Annotated in this window: 19 protein-coding genes; 12 read left to right on the forward strand and 7 right to left on the reverse strand. The window is 67.7% G+C overall.

Features of this window, described 5'->3' with window-relative positions; genetic code table 11:
- Positions 1-12 precede the first annotated feature (12 nt).
- A complete protein-coding gene (locus ACFYMM_RS42960) occupies positions 13-876 on the reverse strand; it encodes a zinc-binding alcohol dehydrogenase family protein (protein ID WP_388398000.1) in 864 nt (287 codons plus the stop codon).
- Positions 877-1,357: 481 nt separating this feature from the next.
- On the opposite strand from ACFYMM_RS42960, the gene ACFYMM_RS42965 reads away from it, so the two are divergent.
- Positions 1,358-1,771, forward strand: coding sequence for a hypothetical protein (locus tag ACFYMM_RS42965; protein WP_319647514.1), 414 nt, complete (start codon positions 1,358-1,360; stop codon positions 1,769-1,771).
- Between the two features lie 46 nt (positions 1,772-1,817).
- On the opposite strand, the gene ACFYMM_RS42970 is transcribed toward ACFYMM_RS42965, so the two are convergent.
- Positions 1,818-2,576, reverse strand: a complete 759-nt coding sequence (locus tag ACFYMM_RS42970; protein ID WP_319648142.1) for a hypothetical protein — start codon at positions 2,574-2,576, stop codon at positions 1,818-1,820.
- Between the two features lie 680 nt (positions 2,577-3,256).
- Here ACFYMM_RS42970 and ACFYMM_RS42975 point away from each other — a divergent pair.
- From ACFYMM_RS42975 to ACFYMM_RS43015, 9 genes are all read left to right on the forward strand, one after another.
- Complete coding sequence (locus tag ACFYMM_RS42975; RefSeq protein WP_319647512.1) at positions 3,257-3,487, forward strand: hypothetical protein; 231 nt, start codon at positions 3,257-3,259, stop codon at positions 3,485-3,487.
- Between the two features lie 1,066 nt (positions 3,488-4,553).
- Positions 4,554-5,684, forward strand: coding sequence for an MFS transporter (locus ACFYMM_RS42980; protein WP_319647511.1), 1,131 nt, complete (start codon positions 4,554-4,556; stop codon positions 5,682-5,684).
- 200 nt (positions 5,685-5,884) lie between these two features.
- A complete protein-coding gene (locus tag ACFYMM_RS42985; RefSeq protein WP_388398004.1) occupies positions 5,885-6,901 on the forward strand; it encodes a hypothetical protein in 1,017 nt (338 codons plus the stop codon).
- Complete coding sequence (locus ACFYMM_RS42990; protein ID WP_388398006.1) at positions 6,898-7,302, forward strand: hypothetical protein; 405 nt, start codon at positions 6,898-6,900, stop codon at positions 7,300-7,302. Before ACFYMM_RS42985 ends, ACFYMM_RS42990 begins: the two co-directional genes overlap by 4 nt.
- 44 nt (positions 7,303-7,346) lie before the next feature.
- Positions 7,347-8,564, forward strand: a complete 1,218-nt coding sequence (locus ACFYMM_RS42995; protein WP_319647508.1) for an MFS transporter — start codon at positions 7,347-7,349, stop codon at positions 8,562-8,564.
- Positions 8,561-9,568 carry an L-histidine N(alpha)-methyltransferase gene (gene egtD, locus ACFYMM_RS43000; RefSeq protein ID WP_388398009.1) on the forward strand — a complete coding sequence of 336 codons (1,008 nt, stop codon included), beginning with the start codon at positions 8,561-8,563 and terminating at the stop codon, positions 9,566-9,568. The genes ACFYMM_RS42995 and egtD overlap by 4 nt, the downstream gene beginning before the upstream one ends.
- Positions 9,569-9,696: 128 nt before the next feature.
- Positions 9,697-10,974: an ATP-grasp domain-containing protein gene (locus tag ACFYMM_RS43005; protein ID WP_319647506.1), complete on the forward strand. Its 1,278-nt coding sequence runs from the start codon at positions 9,697-9,699 to the stop codon at positions 10,972-10,974.
- Between the two features lie 44 nt (positions 10,975-11,018).
- Complete coding sequence (locus tag ACFYMM_RS43010; protein WP_319648140.1) at positions 11,019-12,296, forward strand: hypothetical protein; 1,278 nt, start codon at positions 11,019-11,021, stop codon at positions 12,294-12,296.
- A 92-nt stretch (positions 12,297-12,388) separates the two neighbouring features.
- On the forward strand, positions 12,389-13,045 hold the full coding sequence (locus ACFYMM_RS43015; RefSeq protein ID WP_334581387.1) for an HAD hydrolase-like protein: 657 nt from the start codon (positions 12,389-12,391) through the stop codon (positions 13,043-13,045).
- A 657-nt stretch (positions 13,046-13,702) separates the two neighbouring features.
- On the opposite strand, the gene ACFYMM_RS43020 is transcribed toward ACFYMM_RS43015, so the two are convergent.
- The 5 genes from ACFYMM_RS43020 to ACFYMM_RS43040 form a co-directional block, all read right to left on the reverse strand.
- Complete coding sequence (locus tag ACFYMM_RS43020) at positions 13,703-14,014, reverse strand: hypothetical protein (RefSeq protein WP_319647503.1); 312 nt, start codon at positions 14,012-14,014, stop codon at positions 13,703-13,705.
- Between the two features lie 126 nt (positions 14,015-14,140).
- On the reverse strand, positions 14,141-14,437 hold the full coding sequence (locus tag ACFYMM_RS43025; protein WP_319647502.1) for a hypothetical protein: 297 nt from the start codon (positions 14,435-14,437) through the stop codon (positions 14,141-14,143).
- A gap of 569 nt (positions 14,438-15,006) precedes the next feature.
- Entirely contained in the window at positions 15,007-15,723 is a 717-nt protein-coding gene (locus ACFYMM_RS43030; protein WP_388398013.1) for a ParA family protein, read from the reverse strand.
- A 191-nt stretch (positions 15,724-15,914) separates the two neighbouring features.
- Positions 15,915-16,487: a helix-turn-helix domain-containing protein gene (locus ACFYMM_RS43035; protein WP_334645863.1), complete on the reverse strand. Its 573-nt coding sequence runs from the start codon at positions 16,485-16,487 to the stop codon at positions 15,915-15,917.
- Positions 16,484-17,695 carry a hypothetical protein gene (locus ACFYMM_RS43040; RefSeq protein ID WP_319647499.1) on the reverse strand — a complete coding sequence of 404 codons (1,212 nt, stop codon included), beginning with the start codon at positions 17,693-17,695 and terminating at the stop codon, positions 16,484-16,486. Before ACFYMM_RS43040 ends, ACFYMM_RS43035 begins: the two co-directional genes overlap by 4 nt.
- On the opposite strand from ACFYMM_RS43040, the gene ACFYMM_RS43045 reads away from it, so the two are divergent.
- Together ACFYMM_RS43045 and ACFYMM_RS43050 are read left to right on the forward strand one after the other, a co-directional pair.
- A complete protein-coding gene (locus ACFYMM_RS43045) occupies positions 17,690-17,962 on the forward strand; it encodes a hypothetical protein (RefSeq protein WP_319647498.1) in 273 nt (90 codons plus the stop codon). The two genes, ACFYMM_RS43040 and ACFYMM_RS43045, sit on opposite strands and share 6 nt — an antisense overlap.
- 1,066 nt (positions 17,963-19,028) lie before the next feature.
- A partial coding sequence (locus ACFYMM_RS43050) for a zinc-ribbon domain-containing protein (RefSeq protein ID WP_388398017.1) occupies positions 19,029-20,965 on the forward strand: 1,937 nt, incomplete at its 3' end.

Consider the following 20,965-nt stretch of genomic DNA (forward strand, 5'->3'; position numbering starts at 1 on the left):
GCCGGTGGCCGTTCATCTATGCGGGCACCATCCCGATGCCGGAGCAAACCCCCGGATCAGGTCGAACCCGTACACCACTTCCCTGGACGCAACCCTGGCGGGCAGGGCCTTCAGGTCGCGGAACAGAGTCGGCAGCCAGAAGCCGGAGACGGTGATCGACTGCTCCATCAGCACCTTGGTCGACACCTCGGTGGTCTGGCCCGACGCGTATCCGTACACAGCCAGCCGCCCGTTGGGGGCGAGGGCGGCGATGATCGAGTGGAAGGTCGGTCCGCCGGTCATCTCAAGCGCGACCTGGACCGGACCGCCGGCTGCTTCCTTGATTTCCTCAGTGAGGTTCTCACTGGTGGAATCGACGACTGCGTCGGCACCGAGGTCTTCTGCGAGCTGACGCTTCTCCTTTGTGCTCGCCAGGGCGATCACCTTCGCGCCGATGCCCTTGGCCAGTTGGACGGCTATGGACCCCAAGCCGCCCGCGGCGGCCGGGATCACCACGGTCTGACCCTCCCGGACAGCAGCGACGGTGTGGAGCAGGTGGTAGGCCGAATTGCCCTGGAGGCACAGTGCGACTGCCTGCTCGTCGGTCACGTCATCAGGCACCTCCCACGAGGTGCGGCGGTGGACGTGAGCCTGCTCGGCGTATCCGCCGCCCTGGGTGAGGCCAACAAAGCGCTTGCCGTCCGCTGTCGTGCCGACGACTTCGTTGCCGGGAATGTAGGGCAATGTCACGGGAGCGAGATAGCTGTTTCCCCGTACGTGCATGTCCGCGTAGTTCACGCCTGCGCGACTCACCTGCAAGAGGTGATGGGCGCCGCGCGGCTCAAGATCGGGGACCTCGACCACCCGCAGCACTTCGGGACCGCCGAACTGTTCCATCCTAATGGCGCGCACACTTCTCCCTGCGGTTGTGGATCTGGGTATGCCTCCTAAGGCCAGGCTATGTCATGGAGTTGACGGTTCTGCGGAGTGCTGGCAATCGCACTCCGTTTCTCACGGGGTGAGAAATGAAACCGAATTCTCACCACATGAGATGCGTTCAACGGGCTCGCTTCTCACCACGTGAGAAGCGAGCCGCCCCGCGCGACTCTCTGTGTTTCATCGTTGACGTAGTCATATTCGCAAGGGTAGGAATCAAGACGCGGGGAGGGCGAGCGTCCGCATCGACCGGGGCGCCGCGCGCCGGATCGCTCGGCGCTGCCGTGCCTGGGATCGTGTGCTGGGACGGACAGTTGGTCCTCCGGGATGAGCAAGGTTCCGCCCCGCACAGACAGGGAGAAGAAACGCGTGTCCTTAACGGGGGATGAGCCGAAGGCACGCAATACACAGAAGGTGAAAATAAACCGCGGGGGCGATAGCGATGACGGTGCCGGGCGGGAGCCGGCGGGAAAATCGAAACGGCGTACTGGACAGGGATCCGCAAGGCGCGGAATCTCTGGACGGCACCCATGAATTCGCGGACCTCTCCGGGAATAATGAGGTCCGTCATGACGGGAAACAGGGAGACGGCCTCGCTCGTCGCGACGATGAGAGCGGGGGCGACGCTCCGAGCGGGGTGTGGCTCGCAGCCGAGGACGGGACCATCCTGTTCCACCCGATCTCCGCAGCTGCTGAGGCGGTTCGCCGCTGGCCGGAGCCGGATGCCGACTCCGCGGAAGAAGCTGATGAGAAGACACTCGACGCAGCAAGCCGGTTGATGCCCCTGCTTCCGCGTGAACTGATCGCGGAATACCTCCAGTTGGGCCCACACCGCAGTGACGGCGGTGCCGCCTAGTTCGAAGACGGAGTGCGGGGCCGTTCCTTCGGGAACGGCCCAACTCCTATGCCTTACCGGCTTCCAGCCGTCCAAGCTGCCCGATCATGGACAGGACGGCCTCCCTGCTCGATGGAAGCAATTCGAGGCACTGGCTCGCGATCTGCGACACTCCCTCGTCCTGGAGTGCTTCGAGCACGTCCACCTGGCCGAGCGCACGTGTGACCGAGGCGATTTGCTCGTCCGTGAGTCCGGCAGCCGCTTCGAGAAGGCCAGCCGTGCGGGGGAGCGCGTCGAGCGCTGAAGGGCTACGGGCGATGTTGCCCAGGGCTACACGCTGCTCGGCCGTCAGGCGGGTCACCTGCAGAGCGATCTCCCGGACGTCTGCATCACGCAGAATGTCGAGGGTCTGCAGCCGACCGAGAAGGTCCGTGACTGTCTCAGGGCTGGCGTCCCCTTCCACATTTTCCAGCCGGATGTGCCTGACACCCAGCCGGCGCAACTGCTCCAGGAGGGCCAGCTGCGCCTGCGCGTCGTCCTCGAAGGCCACCTCGTCCTCGGCGAAGTAGGAGACGCGTCGGCCGAAGAACTTGGAGAAGGCCTTCAGATGATTCAGGCTCACGTTCGTTCCTGGCTTGCCTGTCCCCAGCTCCCAGAGGTACGCGCTTGAGATCGCAACCCCGGTCTTCTCGGTGATCTCCTTCGCCAGCGCCTCCCAGGACGGCACCTTGCCGCCTTCGGGTGCACGTTCTTCGCGGAGTCGTGACAGCTTCTCCGCGAGCGTGCGTGGCGGCTTGTTGGTGCCGTCACCGACGGTTCCGGGCATCGTCGGTCCCTCCTCCTCTCCTGTGGGGCTTGATCATTATGCGGGAGATGCGCGAACCCTGTCGCGATCCACGCACGTGAATATCACTTCGCGGGCAGGTCGCGTCAAGCGCTCTCGCAGTGCAGCTCTGCGTTCGTAAATTGGTCTAGTCCACTGGTGTGGACGTTGCTTCCTGTGAGCCTCTCACGCGGTGAGAAGTCGCAGGTCGACCTTGCCATTTTCTCTACAGGTGTTTATGTGAATCTAGCACATACCGGGCTTTTGGGCTGCCCGCTTGGGGCGTGACCGAAGGGTGCGGGTTGCCGAGTGGTCTGGTCTCCCGGTACTGGATTCGCGTCACTTCCGCCACCTCGCATCTTCATGTGTTTATGAAAGGGGGTCGACCTGTCGAGGGCTGGCGGTTATGGTCAAGGCCTGTCATCTACAGGTGTTTATGGATGTGGGTGTCGGGGAGCCCGTATGCCCGCCACCAGGCGCGCGAGCGACGTTGAAGCACGCTCCGAGGAGTCCTCGTCCACGAATGCCGCCCGAGCAGCAGTGAGGGGACCGCCTTGATTGTCCTGAACCGTCGCAGGATCGCGGCAGGGGTACTCGGCCTCGCGCTTGCCGGTGGGGGCTTGGCCGCTGCGCCGGCAGCGCAGGCATACGACACGGCGACCATGAAGGTGTCGTGCAGCGCCGTGAAGTTCCACAAGAGCCCGAGCAAGACCAGCGTGGTCGTCGGCATCGGATACAAGGGCGACAAGGTCCGAGTCGACCAGTTCGCCTACAAGGTCAAGGAGAAGACCTGGTACTCGCGAGGGACCGTGACACGCCGATCGGACGGCAAGCGCGTGCGCGGTTACGCAATCTACTACTGCGTCAACCCCTACGAGGTCTCGCCACCCCCGGCCTATCCGAAGCGTCCGTAGCCGATCAGCGGTGCCGCCTGCTCAGACCGGGGCGGTCCGATGGACACCGTCGGCGGGGGCACGCACACCTGCGGCCCCGGTACCGCTGGCCCGTCGGCCGCACAGACCAGTCGAGGATCCCACCCCCCGTACGGTCCTCGACTCCCTAGAGGGGCGGCCCCCCCCGCGGCGGGGGGGCCCCCCCCCCGGGCCCCCCCCGCCCCCCCCCGCACCCCCGCCCCCCCCCCCGGGGGCCCCCGGCCCCCCCAACCCCCCCGCCCCACAAACCCCCGGGCCCCGCCCGGGGGCGCCCGGGTACCGGGGGGCCCGGGGGCCCCCCCCCCCGGGGGCGCCCCCCCCCCCCGGGGGGGCCCCCCCCCCCGGGGGGGGCCCCCCCCGCGGGGGGGGGGGCCCCCCCTCCGCTGTCCGGCTCATGGCCCCGACATCACGGTGCATGACGCCCGTGCGCTCGCCGGACGGAATCACGGCCGACGACGCAAGACCGGCATCAGCCACCGTGCGGCATCGCTTCCTCTTCATACGGAGACATCCGTGGACATCCTGCGACACCGGCGCACCACTCGCTTGAAGGCCTTCGCGCTGCTCCGGCAGTTGCGGCCCCAGCTCTTTCACCACCCACTTGGCATCTCTTTGCCGACGCCACCTGGCCGTCGAGAACGAGAGTCGTCGGAGCGGGGGGCCACGCGATCCGTGACCTTCGGCTCGGCGGTGTCCGGCAGTCGTGGGGCTTCCGGGCCGTCAGGCCTGGCTCCCGGCGGTCAGTCGCCGGTGGGACTCGCGGCCGAAGCCGAGCACCGGAGCGAGTCGGCGCTCCTCGCGCCAACCTGCCTCGCCTCACCGGGAGTTCGCTCTCAGGCGGGTTGGGGATCCGCCGAAGGGGGCTGACCAGCCGACCCGTTTCCGGTTTCCCGCCCCGGTGCCGAGAGGCGCCGCAGCTCTTCGGCTACCTGGAGTTTTGGTGCCTGCCACAGCCTCATCCTCGCAATCACGGGCTACGCCACCCCCGGCCCCAGCCTCGAATCGGTGGCCGCCGATCATCTGGGCGCTGCTCGTCGCGACGTTCGTCGTGCGCGCCGCCGGTTTCGTCTACCCGTACCTGCCCTATCGCCTGGATCAACTGCACCTGGACACAGCAGTAGTGAGCACGGTCCTGGCGTTGTGGGGTGCCGGCTGGTTCACCGGGCAACTGCTGTGCGGATGGCTGGCCGACCGGGTCGGTCGCCGGGCCACCCTCGTCAGCGCCATGGCGGTGGCAGCTGTGAGTTTCCCTCTCCTCGCCGAGGCCCGCACCCCGCTGGCCCTCGGTGTCGCGGCTGCTCTGTCCGGTCTTGTCTACGACGCTCCCCGCCCGATCGTGTCCGCCCTCGTCGCCGACACCGTCCCGGACGAACCAGGGCGCGCACGCATCACCGGCTGGCGGCACTTCGCAGTCAACCTCGGAGCCGCCACCACGGGGCTTGTCGGAGGAGCCCTCGCGGAGCCGGTCGGCATCTCGGTGCTGTTCTGGTGCAACGCGGTGGTGTGCGCCGCATTCGCCGTCGTCGCGCTTCGGGTTGTCCCGCCGCCCAGCGCGGGGCACTACCTCGGCAGCGGAGCACACCGGCAAGCCTTCACCGACCCGCTGCTGTGGCTGCTGTGGCTGGCGAGCCTACTGATCCTGATCCCCGTCGCTGCTCTCTTCTCCATTCTCCCGATGATGATGGCCCAGGACGGTCTGCCGCCCACGGCATACGGCTGGACCCAGGCCGCCAGCGCCGCAGCCGTGATCGGACTGTCCCCCCTTCTCAACCCCTGGCTTGCACGCCGGGCCAGGCGCACCACCCCGATGGTGGGCCTGCTCAGCACGAGCGGGATCATCCTCGGCGCGGGGATGGGTTCCGCCGGCCTGGCCTCCTCGACCGCCGGGTACGGCGTGGCCGCCGTGCTGGCGGTACCGGGCGAGATCACCGCGTTCGTCGCCGCCACCGATGTCCTCAACAGGCTCGCGCCACCGTCGAGCCGCGGCGTGTACGCGGGCATCTGGGGCACAACGCTGGCGGCTGCGGTTTTGTGCGCCCCCGTCCTCGGCGGGTGGGCTCTCGCACTGGGCGGCCACCACCTCGTCGCCCTGACCACCCTCATGACCGGCCTGCTCGGCGCCGCCCTCTGCCTGCCGTTGGCCACGCTCCTACACCGTCCGTCGCGAGCGTCCGCATGACGGAGCTCGCGACAGGCGGCCATCTCGCCGGCCCACGTCGTCCCCTCCGAGGCCAGCCAAGAACTGCTGGCCGATCACCCGTGCTCTCACCACGGCCCAGGTCCCCGGCGACACGGCTGGCTCCCTGTACAGCCGCGCACAAGCCGAGCCAGGCCCACATGCCGTCACATCCCACCGCTGCAGAAGGAGGACACCGCACGATGCGACACACGCCCGCATCCCGGCGCCTGCACCAACTGACCGTGTTCGCCGTCGGCGTGACCATGGCCGGCACCCTCGCCGCGTGCGGCTCGGACCCCGTCAAGGCTGATGCACCCACGACGACCCCGAGCCCCGCGCCCACCGGAGCGGTCACGCGCACCGAAGCCGCCAGAATCCTCGACCGGTACGAAGAGACCAACGCACAGGCAAACAAGATCCAAAACGCTGAACTTCTCGGCACGGTGGAAGGCGGCCAGCTCTACGAGCAGTCCAAGGCCGACTACCGACTCTTCCCGACCTGGCCGAAGAAGGACCAGGCGTATTACACGAAGCCCTTCACCTACCGCGACCGCTCCTACTACATCCCTCAGGGTCAGAGCTGGTTCGCCGTCAAGGCCACTGCCAGCGGCTCGAAGGACCAGGCGCTCCTCGTCTTCGACAAGACCGCCGACCGCCACTTCAAGATGGTCGCCGCCGTCTACACCGACCCCAAGAGCCCGATCCCCGCCGTCGACACCAGCAACCACGGCCTGGCGACTGCCGTCAGCCCCTCCGCCCGCGTCGGCGCCCTCGCCCCCGACCAGATAGGCCGCGCCTACGAGGACCTGTACGAGACCGGCGGGAAGAACACCGGCGCCCAACTCGCCAGCACCGCAGCCACCCGCACCGCTCTCAATACGTACCGCCAACGCACCACCTACAAGAACGCCAAATACGCCACCCTGCACTGGGAAGCCACCCAGCCCACCCACCCGAAGATCTACGTCCTTCGACTCCAAGCCGGCGGAGCACTCGCGGTCTTCCCCACCGCGCACAACCGGATGGAGCAGCTCAAGGACGGATACATCTACACCGGCTACGTAAAGATCACCCCAGGCGCGCAGCAGGCCGTCTACAACAAGACCCCACGCGTGGCCATCCTGGACGAGCTCCAGGGACAGGCCCTCGCACAGTTCACACCCGCCGGTGACCCGAAGGTGCTCGGCGTCGAGTACCAGATGGTGGACTCGCGATGAGCGCGCCGCACCGGACGAGCCGGGCCAGCGGATACACCCAGACGAACCTTCGGTTCACCGCCACACTCCACGACGAAGGATGGGCCCGCGAGCGCGACACGCGCTTCGCGCGTTTCGTTGCCCAGCGACTCGCCGACGTGGAGGCGACGGGCTGCCTCGCCGAGCGAAAGCTCGCGGCGGGCCTGCTCGATCTCTATACCGAATGGCACCACAGACGCGAACTCGCCGCGGCCAGTCAGCAGGACCCCGCTACTGCAGAGGCTGACGCCATGGGCTGGGCGCTGCGGTGCCTGGCCCACAGCGCTTGGGTGAACACCCCCGGATGGGAACATGCCTTCCATCCCGCAGCCACCGCGCCCATCGCCCGGAGCGACGGATGCGTCCCGGCGCTCCGGCCATGACCCTGCTCGACAGCGCGCGGGCGTCCCGCGAGAGACCGCTCCCCGTGGTCCGCTACCGCGACGTGCTGCGTGTCCCCTGCGCGGCGCAGCTGCTGGGCGGGTCGCTCATCGGAAGACTGCCGACCGGCATGGCCCCGCTGGCGGTCCTCCTCAGTGCCGACGATGCCGGGGCGGGATCATCGGCCGGCCTTCTTGCCGCGGTGTACCTGGTGGCCAACGCCATCGGCGGCCCACTCAGCGCCCGCCTGGTCGACCACTACGGGCCAAGGCGCGTACTCCCCGTGGGTGCCCTCCTGAGCAGCACTGCCTTCCTCGCCCTGGCCGCCGGTCCAGCGGAGATCTGGTGGGCGGTCGCCGCCGTGACGGCCGCAGGTGCAGCCCGGCCCCCGCTGGATGCAGCGCTCAGAACGTTCTGGGGCGTGCGGGGGATGATGCCGTCACCCTGCCACCAGCGGGTAGCGCTGGCCCTGGACTCCGGGACTCAGGAGCTCATTTACATCGTCGGACCGATGTTGGTGGCCACGATCGTCGCGACCACGTCCGCTTCCTGGGCGCTCGTGGCGACCGCGGCCGTCGGCGCCCTCGGCACCGTCCTGTTCGTGGGCACCCCAGTCTCCCGCGCACACCACGGCTTCAAGTCGCAGTCTGCCCAGCCCGATTGGCTTGGCCCGATCCGCTCGGCGCGTCTTCGGGTGCTGTATGCGGCGATGACATGTGTCGGCGTCACTATCGGGGCTCTCACCCCCCTTGCCGTGGACGCGGCCGACCGTTTCGATGCCCCCGAACTCTCCGGAGGCCTGCCTGCGGCCGTGTCGTGCGGCGCCGTCCTCGGCGGCCTCGCCTACGGGGCCCGAGCCTGGCGGGGCGGCACCGCCAGCCACCTGATCGTCCTGTCCGTCGTCTTCGCAGCCGGCTGGATCCCCCTGACTGTCGCAGGAAGCCCCACGACCGCGCTGTCGGCGGCAGCGATCCCCGGGCTGGCCATGGCCCCCCTGCTCGGCGCTGGCTTCGTCATGACCAGCGCCTTCGCTCCGCCCGGGCACACCACGGAGGCCCACGCCCTGCTGGTCGCCTTCCTGGATATCGGGTGCGCGATCGGCACGGCCGCCGCAGGCGTCACCCACACCCAGGCCCTCCTCCCGGCCGGTGCAGCTGCCGCAGCGCTGATTCTCGCCACAACCCGACGCCGTCTCGCCCCGGCGTGTCCGCACGCCCTCCCTGCCATGCCTGACCCCGAAGCCAAGAAGGAGCCCCGCCTGTGAGCCCGTTCCTGATCACCCGCACCCTGCCCGAGGAGTCCACCGACGCCGCCTTGCGCGCCGACGTCCTGCGTGGCCTCACCCGCACCCCGAAAACGCTGCCGCCCAAGTGGTTCTACGACTCACACGGCAGCGAACTGTTCGAGAAGATCACCGAACTGCCCGACTACTACCCCGCGCGCGCCGAGCGCGAATTGCTGATCGCCCGCTCCACCGACATCGCCGCCGTGACCGGCGCCCGCACCCTGATCGAACTGGGCTCCGGCTCGTCCGAGAAGACCCGCTACCTGCTGGACGCCTTGCCGGACCTGGACACCTACGTACCGGTGGACGTCAGCGAGAGCGCCCTCACTCAGGCCGGACACGCCCTCACGGAGCAACGCCCGGGCCTGAACGTCCATGCTCTCATTGCCGACTTCACCACCGGCTTGGCGCTGCCAGGCACGCCCGGGCCGCGGCTTCTGGCGTTCCTGGGAAGCACGATCGGCAACTTCCTGCCCCGCGAACGCGCCACCCTGCTGTCCTCCATACGCTCCTTGCTCTCGCCCGGCGATGCCCTCCTGCTCGGCACCGACCTGGTCAAGGACGAGCGCTCCCTCATCGCCGCCTACGACGACACCACCACCGGCGTGACGGCCGCCTTCAACAAGAACGTACTCAGTGTTCTCAACCGTGAACTGGGCGCCGACTTCGATCTCGGTGCTTTCGAGCACGTGGTCCGGTGGGACGCGACGAACGAGTGGATCGAGATGCGGTTGCGGTCGCGCACGGACCAGACCGTGAAGATTCCCGCGCTCAGCCTGACGGTCGACTTCGCGGCCGGCGAGGAGCTGCGGACAGAAGTATCGGCCAAGTTCCGTGAGCCGGTCCTGCGTCGCGAACTGGCGCTGTGGGGACTGGAGGTGACGCGATGGTGGACCGCCGAGCGGCTCTACGGCCTCGCGCTCGCACAGCCTTCGCTTCCACTGGCCGCCGCCCGGACGGATGCCGCCTCGCGTCGGCCCTAGCCAATGCCGGTTCGTCATGAACTGCTCGACGACTTCACACCACGCGTCGCCTGGAGCGGCAGCGTGAGCGCCTGCGGCGCCCTGCAGCTCACCACCGCTTTGCCCCTATACAACACGGGAGACACAGCATGAGCCACCACCATTCCGCAGATTCCCGTCCGATCCTCCTGCTGGGTGCCGGAGCACCCGAATTTCGGGAGTACGTCCTGCGGCAGATCGCCCGCGTCCGGCCCGTGGTGCTCGTCGACCAGGATCCGCCCAAGTGGGCCAGCCCCTATCTCGCCTCCCAGACGGCTGTCGACCTGCACGACCCCGAAGCAGCAGAAGTATCCCTGATCAAGGTCGCGGACCAGCTCGGCGCAGCGGGCGTAACCACCTATATGGAGCACTTCGTCGAGCTCACGGCACGGATCACGCACCAGCTCGGCCTGCCGGGCAACTCGCCGACGGCTGCCGCAGCCTGCCGTGACAAGGCCACCACCCGGCGCCTCCTGGCCGAGCACGGCGTCCCTTCGGCGAGTTCGTACCTTGCGCAGGATGCCGAGCACGGAGTGAAGGTCGCCCGTCGACTGGGCTATCCCGTCGTCGTCAAGCCGCGCGGCCGGGCGGGAAGTGCAGGAGTCCTGCGGGCCGACACCGACGACGAGGTGCGCGCGGCCTTCCACCGTGCCCTGGTGGACAGCGTGCTGGGACTGGAGGCCTGGTCTGTGACCGGAGCCCTCGTTGAGGAGTACCTCCAGGGACCCGAGATCAGCGTGGAGACCGTTGTCCTCGCCCCCGACCAGATACGGATCGTGGCCATCACCCGGAAAACCCTCGGCCCCGAACCGCAGTTCCAGGAGGTGGCACACAGCGTCGACGCCGCGGACCCGCTGCTGCACGACAGCGCCCTCGCCAGCGTTGTGACCGCTGCCGTGCGGGCCCTCGGGCTCAGCAGAGGCGTCCTGCACATCGAGCTTCGGCTGACCTCCGACGGTCCCCGGGTGATCGAGGTCAACGGCCGTCCTGCCGGGGACCTCATCCCGCTTCTCGTCGAGCGAGCCACTGGCGTCAACCTGCCCCAGGCACTGGCAGTTCTCGCTGCCGGCGGGACACCCGACCTGGCCCCGACACGCTCGGAGGCCGCCGCGATCGGCTTCCTGTACCCCGAGCGCACCGGGTACATGGAACAGCTCGACGTGCACGGTGCCCTGCGCGATCAGCTGTGGCTGGAACGGCTCGTGTGGACACGAGATCTTGGCACCCAGGTGACCGCGGCGCCGCGCGCCAGCATCGACGACCGCATCGCGCACTGGGTCGTCACCGGCGCCACGGCCGCCGAGTGCGCCAAACGACGGGACATGGTCGCCGACCACCTCTCCGTACGCGTCTCCAGCCCCGCCCACACCACGAGCTGCACAAAGTGACCGTTCCCGCCGCCCAGGTACCCATCTCCCGAGGAGGCTGCTTGATGGCCACCGCCCGCCTGGCAGTTGGGGCGCGCGCTCCCTATGCGACGGGGACCGCGAGCGTTGCCGTCATCGCCCCACAAGCCGGCTCCGGCTACCCCGGCGCGCTCTCGCGTCGGGGGCGCGATGCCGTCGCGGTCACCCTGGGCCGCGGCGCGAGGCCCGCTGCCTACCGTGACGTTGCGGCAGACGAGGCGTACATCGACGTCATTGAGTACGACGGCGACCTGCGGCGCACCGTCAGGAAGCTGAAGACAGCAGGAGTGGAAGCGGTCATGGCCGCAAGTCCAGTCGGCGTTGAGCTGGCCGAGCGCATCGCCTGGCAACTCCGCCTCCCCGGCAGTGGGATCCCAGGCTCTACCCTTCTCCGGACTGATCGGGGTGTCCAGTCAGAAGCCCTGGCCCAGGCAGGGAACACCATGCCCGCCGGCGTGCGCACCGCCCGCCTCGCAGAAGCCCTTGAGTGGGTCGCCAGCCGTACGCTGCCGGTCTATCGGCTGGCTCCCGCCGCACTCGGTGTACCTGTACGGCCGGTCACCTGCCTTACTGTGCAGGGGATTTCCGCTATGTGGCCGCAGGTCCAGGAGGCTGCCTACCGCCACAGCGGGAATGCCGCCCTCGTCCTGGAGGAGCGGGTGGAGGGGCGGCAGTACGTCGTCGACAGCGTCACACAACTCGGCCCCGACGGCCCTCAGCACGCTGTTACCGGCATCTGGACACTCCTTCACAGCTCAACCGGGCTGCTCGATCGAACCGACCTTTTGCACCGACACGGCCTCCTGGCCCGCCGGCTGTCGCTGTACGTCTGCCGCGCGTTGGACACCCTCGGCGTGGCATCGGGGTCGGCGTCATGCCATCTCGCTTTTGAGCCCGAGCGCGGACCGGTCCTGTTGTCCGCCAGCACGGTCACCCACCGATCACGTGCCGATGAAGCCGTGTGGGCGATCACAGACTGCGACCCGATCGACGCAACCCTCGACGGGCCCCTCTTCTCTCTCCGTAACAGCCGCATCAGCCCTCGCATCCGCGTGACGCGAACCTACGTGGACGCCCAACAGCGCGACGGCTCTCGGTCGGCAATGCTGCAGGACCTTGCCGGGCTGCCCACAACAGCATGCATCGACAGGGATCCGAACTCGTTCATCTCCCAGAATGCAGCGCTCCCGCCGGGCGGGACCTGGGAGGTCGTCCTCGCGCATGCCGACTCCGAAGCCATTGAGAAGGACTACAGCCTTGTCAGGGACCTCACAGCAGATTTTCACAGGGCCTGGCACCACTAATTGTTCCTACTCCGGCAGACACCGCCGTACCCTTCATCTGATCAAGAGAGGAAGCGCTTCCCGTGCCACGGACCTTCAACCGGCCGCACCTGGTGTGGGGATGGAGAGGCACCCTCGCCGACGACGTCCAGCACCAAGTCGGAGCGGTGAATGCAGCCCTGGCCTCTCTGGGCGCCGAACCGGTCGAACTCGACACGGTCCGACGCCACTTCGCCACAACAGCCCCCACTCTGTGCGCTGCCATACTCCGCCGGGCCCTGACGTATCGGGAGCGAGTGAATGCGAGCGTGGCCTTCGAGACCTACCAATCCCGACGACCGCCGGCCGAGCTCGTGACTGGAACCGAGAAGCTGCTCGCAAGATTGATCCGCAGCGGGTGCAGCCATTCCGTACTGTCGCTGAGCGCCCACAACGGGCTGACCCAGCAGATCTCCGACCTGGGCATCGCCTCCCTGTTCCTGCGGGTCGACGGACGGACGGGGCCGTCCGCCAGGAGCAAGAAGCAGCCCCTTGCGAAGCACGTGGCGATGCTGCGAGAAACCATCGGAGACCGTCCGATCGTGGTCATCGGCGACGCCCTCGATGACATCCGCGCCGCGATCGCCAACCGCGTGCACGCGGTGCCGTACGCCGGGGGACTGACGCACTCCGACATCCTCCGGCAGAGCGGCCTACCTGTCGCCGAGACCCTGGCCGAGGCTGCTGCGTTGGCGATAGAGCATGCCCACAGCATGAACCAGACCATGTAGGCCAGCACCGGACGCTCCGGCACCGGGCGCGTCACCAGAGGGTGAGTGGGAGGCCTGCTTCCTCTGCCGCCTGGATGCGCCTCTCGATCTTTGCGGATGGCTCTCCCGCGCGAAGCCCGGCACGAATAGCCTCAGCGATGGCGCGTGTACGCCCGGCGGCCCCGCGTGTATCCGCCAGGGGGCCGTGCGGGTTGCCCCGGCGTAATGACCACTCGGCACGGTTTTCGGCTGCCGTACCGAGTCGAAGATGGGCTGGATTTGTACAGCCATGAAAGTCGCATGTGTGACACACGACAGGATCTTCGGCAGCCGTCCAGCCAGGTCGGTCTATCACTCCGTGCGCGAGCTGGTAGGCAAACAGGTGCGCTGGCACCGTTCCGCGCCGGGACGGCCCAGGAAGGCTTGCGGCCCGGAAGGAACCATGGCCGGTTGAAGAGACTGCCCCCAACCACGGAGTACATTGGCTCGCCGACCTGACATAACGCTTGGCCTCGAACCTGACGACAACATCCTCGTCAGTCAACCAGTTACGCCAAAGATCCGCAGGGAGCCGAATCTGCATCGGCTCCCCAAGGAGCGAGAGCTGGTCAGCCCGACTTTCAACGAGATGGCGCCAAAGACCGGCATCCTCCAACAGGAGTTGATCGGATGTTCTGCTCATGAGGGATCTTCCTTGACCGAGGAGAGGTCAGGCGGATATCCCTTGGCGCGAAGGAATACGTCGAGCGCTATCGCAACAATGTCACCGTGCTGCATGCCGTGATCCGCGTGATAACGGCGGATGCGCCGCTGGAGTTGAAGAGCGTCCGGGACGGCGTAGTTGATTTGCCCGCGACTGGTATGACGGGCATCAACGACCTCCAAAGTGTCGGGATGTGGGGCCAACGGGTCCTCGGTGAGTTCGGATTGCGCATCAAGAGCGTCAGCCAATTCGCGCAACTGGCGGGCGTGGTGCGAGAGGTCGGGCATACGGTGCTCCGGTCCGGACCACTAGTCGACTAGCTAGCCGCCTAGTCGACTAGTGGAATAGTCGGTGGGACGGGCGTCCGCGAACGAGTTGACCGTTCGCGGACACCCGGCGAGATGTACGCCGCGTCAGAAGCCGCGGGCGCTGAGCCACTCGTCCAGGGCGACCGAGACGATGTCGCCGATGGGCAGATGGTCGAGTTCGTTGTCCAGCGCGAAGCGCTTGAGCCGCTTCTTCAGCTTCAGCGCGGCGGGGACCGACGAGTCGAGGCTCTCGCGCGCGATGATGCGCTGGTTGAGAACGACGGCAGCCTCGGGGATGTCCTTGGGCCGGCCAGGGCCGTGGGCATAGGGCGTTCCCTGGCTGGGCGCGTCATGGTCTCGCGCGTCCTGTTCCTGGTGGGGTCCCGGGCTGTCAGTCCTCACCGGGAATGCCGTACCGCCTGCCATCGGAGGCACGGCAGGGCGTACGGCAACCTCGGCGGACGGGCCCGTAGAAGAAGGCGCGGTCGTGACGTGGGACGAGGCGGGCTCCAGGGGCTGGGCCTGCTGGGCGGGCTGGACCGCAGGTGCTGCGGGCTCGGTAGCCGGAGCCGCAGGCGGCACCTGTCGCTCCGCCGTCTCACCTGCGGATTCCGTCCCTGCCTCGGGGGCAACGACTGCCTGGGCCGGCCGACTGGGAGCAGGTTCCTGCCCAGAGTCGCTTGGCGCTGTAGCGGCCGTCACCACGACGGCGCCCTGCGCCATCTCGGGCACCGTCTCGGTCCCGTCCTGCGCCGACATCTCGACAGGAGGGCTGGACGGAGCGGACGGAGTCTGGGGCGTGCTGGGCGGGGGCTGGCTTTCGCCCTGGGCGGCGGCTTCCTCAGCAGCGAACTGCTCGGGGGTGAGCTCGGCGGTTGGAGGAGGGGGCGGAGGGGTCGTCTTCCTGGCTCCGCCCAGGGCACGGCCGCCCGTGCGTCGGGCCGGAGGCCTGATCCTTTCGTTCTGCTCGCTCACGCTGCGGTCAGCTCCTTCATCAGCTTGGCGTACTCGCTCAGCTCGGTCGGGACCTCGCCGAAGGCCTCCATGTAGTGCACCCAGGAGTGGATGGTGGTCTCGGCGAGCGGGAACGCCTCGTCGCGGTCCGGGCCGATGCCCTCGCCCTGGGCGGGGTCGAGCAGTTGGTCCTTTGCCCGGCCGGGCAGGCTGGTGCGGTCGTCGGCCTTGACCATGACGACGTGGGCGGTGACGCCGTGTTCGTTGCGGGCGGCGGCGCGCTCGGCCTCGTCGAAGGTGGCCACGAGCTTGCGGCGCTCGATCTTGGTGGGGGCGACCGGGACGAGCAGCAGGTTCGCCTCGGTAACAGCCTCGTGGAAGATGCGGGCGCTGCCGCCGCCGGCGTCGACCACGATCGCGCCGAACTCGGCGCGCTTGGCACGGATGTACTCGGCGATGTCGTCGAACGGGTACCGCTCGACAACCAGGTTGGCCGGGATCTCGAAGCCGGCGGCCTGGGCGACCTTGAACCAGTCGTAGGCGGACTGGCTGGTGGCGTCGGCGTCCAGCAGCAACGTGGGCAGGCCGAGGACGACGGCGTAGTAGAGGGCGATGAACCAGGCGGAGGTGGTCTTGCCTGTGCCGCCCTTGAGCATGCCGACGACGATCACGAACGCGTCCCAGACGTGTTCTGTGGCCGCGGCCAGGGTCTTGTGGCGGGTGTTCTTGTTCACGTGTGCTTGATCTCCTGAAACTGGAAGGGTGCGTTGACTTGGCGCGAGTCCTCGACGACAGCGACTCGAACTCGAAGTTGGCTCAGCGAGATGAGGGGGCGCCCTCGACGCGCACCTGGACCTGGATTGGCGGATGGGCGAGCTCATGGGCCAAGAGATGCTGCGGGCGACATCTGGCAGGGCCGGCGCGCTCATGGCCGTTTCCTCATCTGATCCGCGGGACCGTGACGGTGCTGGGGGCGCATGGGTGTGTTGGCCTGATGCAGGAGCCGGTAGACCGTGGCAGTGGAGAAGTTGCATTCCTCGGCAAGCTCAGGGACCGTGGCCCCGCCCTCGTACCGCGCTCGGAGAGACAGCGCGAGTTTCTGCCGCTCGGCCGCTCGCGCTGCGGAGCGCAGCAGCACCGTCTGCCGCGTGGTGCGCACGGTGCCGCCGGCCTCGATCAGCAAGCGTCGGGCAACGGTCCTCGTCTCTCCCGCCACTGCAGCGAGTTCAGTGAGGGTGGCGCCGTTCTTCTCGTAGAGAGCGCGCAGACGGGTCGCGAGCCGCTGGCGCGCCTTAGGGTCTTGGCGCATCCGCCGGGTCTGCCACGACGTGCGCATCACGGTCCCGGCATCGTGCAGCCGGTTGAGAACCGTGCCATACGACAGCCCGCTATCGGCTACGAGTTCGTCAACCGTGGCGCCGGACTCGTACAGCGCGCGCAAGGCTTGCGGGCTTGGCGGTTCGCTCTCGGGAGGCGTGTTCTGGGCGTGTGAGGTCATGCTGCGGACTCCCATTCACTGAGTGCTTCGGCATGGGCGGCTGACAGCTCGTCGTAACTGCGCTGGTCAGCCGCGGTGATGAGGATCAGCCGTCCATCTGTGGCGATCCGCCAGTCGGGAGCTGCGCAACCAGTCGACGGATCGACGACGTGTCCGTCTGGTGCGCGCCAGGCGGAGGGGATCTCGTCGGGGCGGGGCGACGGGACGAGGACCTGGCGGCCGTCGCGGACGATCACCACGGCCCTGCTGCGATGCTCTGCGAGCTGCTCCAACACCGCTCGATAGGCGAGGCGTTCCGCGGCATGGAGCGCCCTTCGACGCGCGGCGATGCCTGTGGTTCCGCATCGGCGAGCGATCACGTCCCACCCGCGTGACGCCGTGACTTCTGGGTCGGTAACAGCCTCCTGAGGGCTGTTACCGAAGTCATCCAAGGCACGTGGGGTCAGGGTCCAGATCTCACCGACGTGCTGGACCAGGTCATGAGTCGCGAGGCGCTGGAGGGTCCGGTAGACGGTGGCGCGGGAGACGGACGAGGTGATGACAAGTTCGCCGACTGTCTGGGCCGAGCGCACGTGCAAGGCCCCGATGATCATGAGGGCCGAGCTGCCCAGCGCGTGGTGAGCGAAGGCATCGTGGGACATCAGGTGGCTGACGATGGTGGAGTCGATGTCGGCCGAAAGAGCTGTCTCGGAGGTGGACCACTCCTCAAGCGCTGGGGCGGGGGGGAACTGAGTGGTCTGTGAGCGAGAAAGCCGCTTCTCTGTGACGCTCCCCGGACCGTTCCCGAGGTACCAGGAAGAGCCCTCCTTGCCGCGTCCGACCCGCAGCCGGCGGAGCCACCCGCCGGGCTTCAGGACGGTCTCGTACGCCTTGCGCAGCGTCTGCCGGGAGATTCCGGCCTCCTCTGCGGTCTGGCGCTCGCTCGCGGCGTGCAGACGGCCGCCAGCGGCTTCTGCGAAGTTGAGATGCGCCCGTAGCACTCGCAGAGCCGTACGTCCGCGCTCCCCACGCCATGGGGTGACCTCGATACGGTCGCGAAGGGCGGCGAGGTCCTCGTAGGAGTCCTGGCGAGAATCAACCTCCTTTGTGTTGCCGACGGTTGCACAGGCGCTGCTCCAGACCCGATGGAGGTAGGCCAGGGCTCGGGCCTGCCCGGAACGCAGTGCGATGTTCTGCGTGTGCCTGCCGCCCTCGTGGTCCGGATGCATGAGCAGACCTGCGAGCTGGTCGACCGTGCCCCCGGCGCGGGCAACGTGGCAGGCGATGGCCGCGGTAATCCGGTGGCCGTGCTCGGCCATGCCCTGTCGACCCTCGCGATGAACGACCCGTCCGCCGCGATCGAGCTTGCTGTAACTGCCGGCCGCGTAACGACCGGTGAGGTCTCCGAGAAGAACCAGATCAGCCGCAGTGCGCGGGAGCTGGGCGAGCCCCTGCCGCTGGGTTTGGGTGCCTGTGGCTGCCTCTGGTTGGGATGAAGCCTGCTGCGAGTAGTGCGGAGTGGGTGCGTCGTATGGCATTCTGGGGGTCGTCTCGCAAAGACATGGACGCCACCAAGGCCCGCTAAAACCACGGGTGGTGTCCGGAACCGACCTCCAATCGGTGCCAGCGAAGCCTCCAGGATTGCCGTCCTGGGGGCTTTCGTATGCCTGGCTCCAATGGAGGCAGGCGTCCCCATCACAGCTCGACCACGGTCGATCGGAGGGCCTCTGACTGCCTGTGAGCGGCCCGAGCCGAATTCCGGCTCGAATGCCCTGGCAGGTCACAGCCGATCGGGGTTCAATCAGAGACAGGGCCTCTGAGTTCACACCCGAGCGACTGAGGCCCGACCGGTTCGGAAGGGGCCGGCACAGAGCGCGATTGCCTCTGGCCGACTTTCCGCCCGACACGGTCGGCTGGCAGAGTGACTGCGTCTGATTGCCTCTGATCGGACCCGGCTGCTCAGAGAGCCAGGATCAGAGGGATTGCCTCTGACTGGCTCTGAGCGCCCCGGGTCGAATCGGGGTCGAATCAGAGCGGTTTCCTCTGACTGCCTCCGATCGCCTCTGCAACCCGTCCTTGCAGGTCACAGCCGGTCCGATCCCGGAAACCCGCAGGTCAGAAAGGTGCTCCAGGAATACCCGGCGTAACATCCGAGTATCGTTCCCGCCCGGTATTTTCCCAGGTCAGAGGGCTGCAATGTGGCGAAAATCGGCGGCCGGGTCGAATCCGGGTCGAATTTCATCGTGCGCGTGCAGCGCGACGTTTGCCGTCTGAAGCGCGATTTACCAAAAACGCTGTGACCAGCAGGGTTGCGCCCGACAGCAGGACTCCTCGGACGATACAAAAATATTGTCCGAGGAGTCCCACTCGGTCAAAGCCGGATGATCTGGGCATTGGGGCCGCTCTGTCAGACCTCGCTCGTATCCTCACGCCGTGATCACATCTCAAGGCTCAGGCGCATCCCGGAGTGACGCGGCAGCACTCGCAGCCTGGCCACCTCGGCCAGTGCCCCTCGATACCGGGAGCGGCGGGCGCGAGGACCGGTTACGGATGCTTCGCCAGATGCGCTCCGTCTGGAACGACTTCAACAGGGCCCGCCGTGAGCTGATCAAGAAGGAACTCGCAGCGGCCCAGGCTCGACAGGCCGAAGTCACCGCTTACTGGAACCGGCACAAGGTCACGGTCAAGGAGCGGTGGGACCGCCGTACCGGTGGCCGTGGAGAAACCACCGTCGCAGACATCCCGGAGGTCGCAGCGCAGTGGCACCGAGACAACCTCGTCCTACCCGAGAACGTCTTGGCGACAGCTCAAAGACGCGGTGAGGTCAGCCCACACCTGTGGCAATGCCCCCTTGGCCTCGACCATGAACCGTGGCCGGCATGGCCCAAGGACCGTATCCAGAAAGGCGCGGGGTGCCCCGAGTGCCGCCGCTTGATCCGGCTCGCGGACCTTCCGGCCCTGGCCGCCCAGTACCGAGGACAGAGACCAGCGAGCGACATCACCCACGCTGCACACGAGAGCGTGCCGTGGACCTGCCGAACATGGGCCGCCGATCCAAGTACCGGAGTGTGGGAGCCAGTTGAGCACTCCTTCGAAGCGGTGGTCAAAGAGCGGGCCCTTCAGGGGGACGGCTGTCTGGTGTGTGCGGGGTATGTGATCGACGACACGAACTCGCTGCTCACCTGGTTTCCGGAAATCGCCGACGAGTTGGATGCTCCGGACCTTGATCCGCGGCGGCTGCCTACGAGCCAGCACAACATCCCCCGGAAGCAGGCTGCTGAAGCGGACAGCAAGGGCATGTACGCGACCCTGCCTTGGCGGTGCCGTCACGGCCACGGCTGGGCGGCCACCGTTCTCAACCGCGTCCAGGGCACGGGCTGCGGGCAGTGCTCGACGTCTGGGATATCGAAGGAGCAGGTCCGGCTGGTTGCTGAACTCGCGGGACTCATCGACCTTGTGTCGCCGAGGAGCAGGGATTCGCGGTTGCCGGACGGGGTGCCCGACTTCGCCTCGCACCGTCTCACTGTTCCGCCCGAGTACAAGCCGGCCCAGTGGCGCTACAAGGATGTCGAGGTCGATGCGGTCTTCTGTCTGCCTCACGGTGTCCGCGTGGGCCTTGAGTACGACGGCGCCTTCCACCACTCGGCCAGACAGAGGGACCGCCGCCAGTACGAGAACGACAAGAGCCGGGTACTGATTGAAGCAGGGCTTCTGGACCTGCTCATTCACGTGAGGATCGGCGATCTGCCGGAGATGGTGGCCCCCAACGCTCTGGTCGTGGCGGTGCCTGAACGTGCCCTGGCCTATCAGCAGGCCAGCGTGGTGGCTTCGGCCCTCTCGGCACGCTATCCCGGGGCAGTGCCCGGCCTGGAGGCGTACCTCAACGGCGGCACGGCCCGGCACCAGGCCGTTGCCGATGCCTACATCACCGCGGTCTGGGGCGAACTGCGTCCTGCGCGCCGAAAGCCAAAGAAGGCGAGCTCGCCGGCACCGCGCCGCCTCTCACCAACGGCTCCGCACACAGGCAGCCTGCTGTCACCCGTTTCCGAGCCCTACCGGAACCCGGAAAACCCAGATGAGATCATCCGCGACTACCAGTGCGCATGCCGAAACCCCGAGATCTTCACCGCTGTCCAGTCCCAAGTGACCTATGGAAACACCCGTAGCTGCGGATGCCTGGCCGCACAGGCCAGACGGCGTCGGCGACCAGCCGTCTCCAAGGTCGAGACGCATGCCGTCCGAGCCTGGGCTCAGCAACGGCGGATAGTCATCGGTGGCAGCGGACGGGTCCCAGACCCGGTGACCGCCTCCTACCGGCTCGACCAAGCCGGGCGCGACGACCTGCTCGGTCCGGACGGGCTGCTCGACGAGGCACACGTCCGGGAGTGGGCGGTGTCCGCAGGACGCCAGCTGGGCGCGAGGGGCAGGGTGACCGGAGAGCTGTGGCTTGACTACTCCACGGAGAAGCTCGCGGCTGGGACACCGATCAAGGAGACGCC

This window comes from Streptomyces sp. NPDC006739 (assembly GCF_042869815.1).
Classification (GTDB): Bacteria; Actinomycetota; Actinomycetes; order Streptomycetales; family Streptomycetaceae; genus Streptomyces.

What these genes read in the sequence shown, in the direction of transcription:
- ACFYMM_RS42960 (WP_388398000.1), bottom strand. Translation starts at nt 876, where the DNA reads ATGGAACAGTTCGGCGGTCCCGAAGTGCTGCGGGTGGTCGAGGTCCCC.
- ACFYMM_RS42965 (WP_319647514.1), top strand. Translation starts at nt 1,358, where the DNA reads ATGACGGTGCCGGGCGGGAGCCGGCGGGAAAATCGAAACGGCGTACTG.
- ACFYMM_RS42970 (WP_319648142.1), bottom strand. Translation starts at nt 2,576, where the DNA reads ATGCCCGGAACCGTCGGTGACGGCACCAACAAGCCGCCACGCACGCTC.
- ACFYMM_RS42985 (WP_388398004.1), top strand. Translation starts at nt 5,885, where the DNA reads ATGCGACACACGCCCGCATCCCGGCGCCTGCACCAACTGACCGTGTTC.
- ACFYMM_RS42990 (WP_388398006.1), top strand. Translation starts at nt 6,898, where the DNA reads ATGAGCGCGCCGCACCGGACGAGCCGGGCCAGCGGATACACCCAGACG.
- ACFYMM_RS43005 (WP_319647506.1), top strand. Translation starts at nt 9,697, where the DNA reads ATGAGCCACCACCATTCCGCAGATTCCCGTCCGATCCTCCTGCTGGGT.
- ACFYMM_RS43010 (WP_319648140.1), top strand. Translation starts at nt 11,019, where the DNA reads ATGGCCACCGCCCGCCTGGCAGTTGGGGCGCGCGCTCCCTATGCGACG.
- ACFYMM_RS43020 (WP_319647503.1), bottom strand. Translation starts at nt 14,014, where the DNA reads ATGCCCGACCTCTCGCACCACGCCCGCCAGTTGCGCGAATTGGCTGAC.
- ACFYMM_RS43035 (WP_334645863.1), bottom strand. Translation starts at nt 16,487, where the DNA reads ATGACCTCACACGCCCAGAACACGCCTCCCGAGAGCGAACCGCCAAGC.
- ACFYMM_RS43045 (WP_319647498.1), top strand. Translation starts at nt 17,690, where the DNA reads ATGCATGAGCAGACCTGCGAGCTGGTCGACCGTGCCCCCGGCGCGGGC.
- ACFYMM_RS43040 (WP_319647499.1), bottom strand. Translation starts at nt 17,695, where the DNA reads ATGCATCCGGACCACGAGGGCGGCAGGCACACGCAGAACATCGCACTG.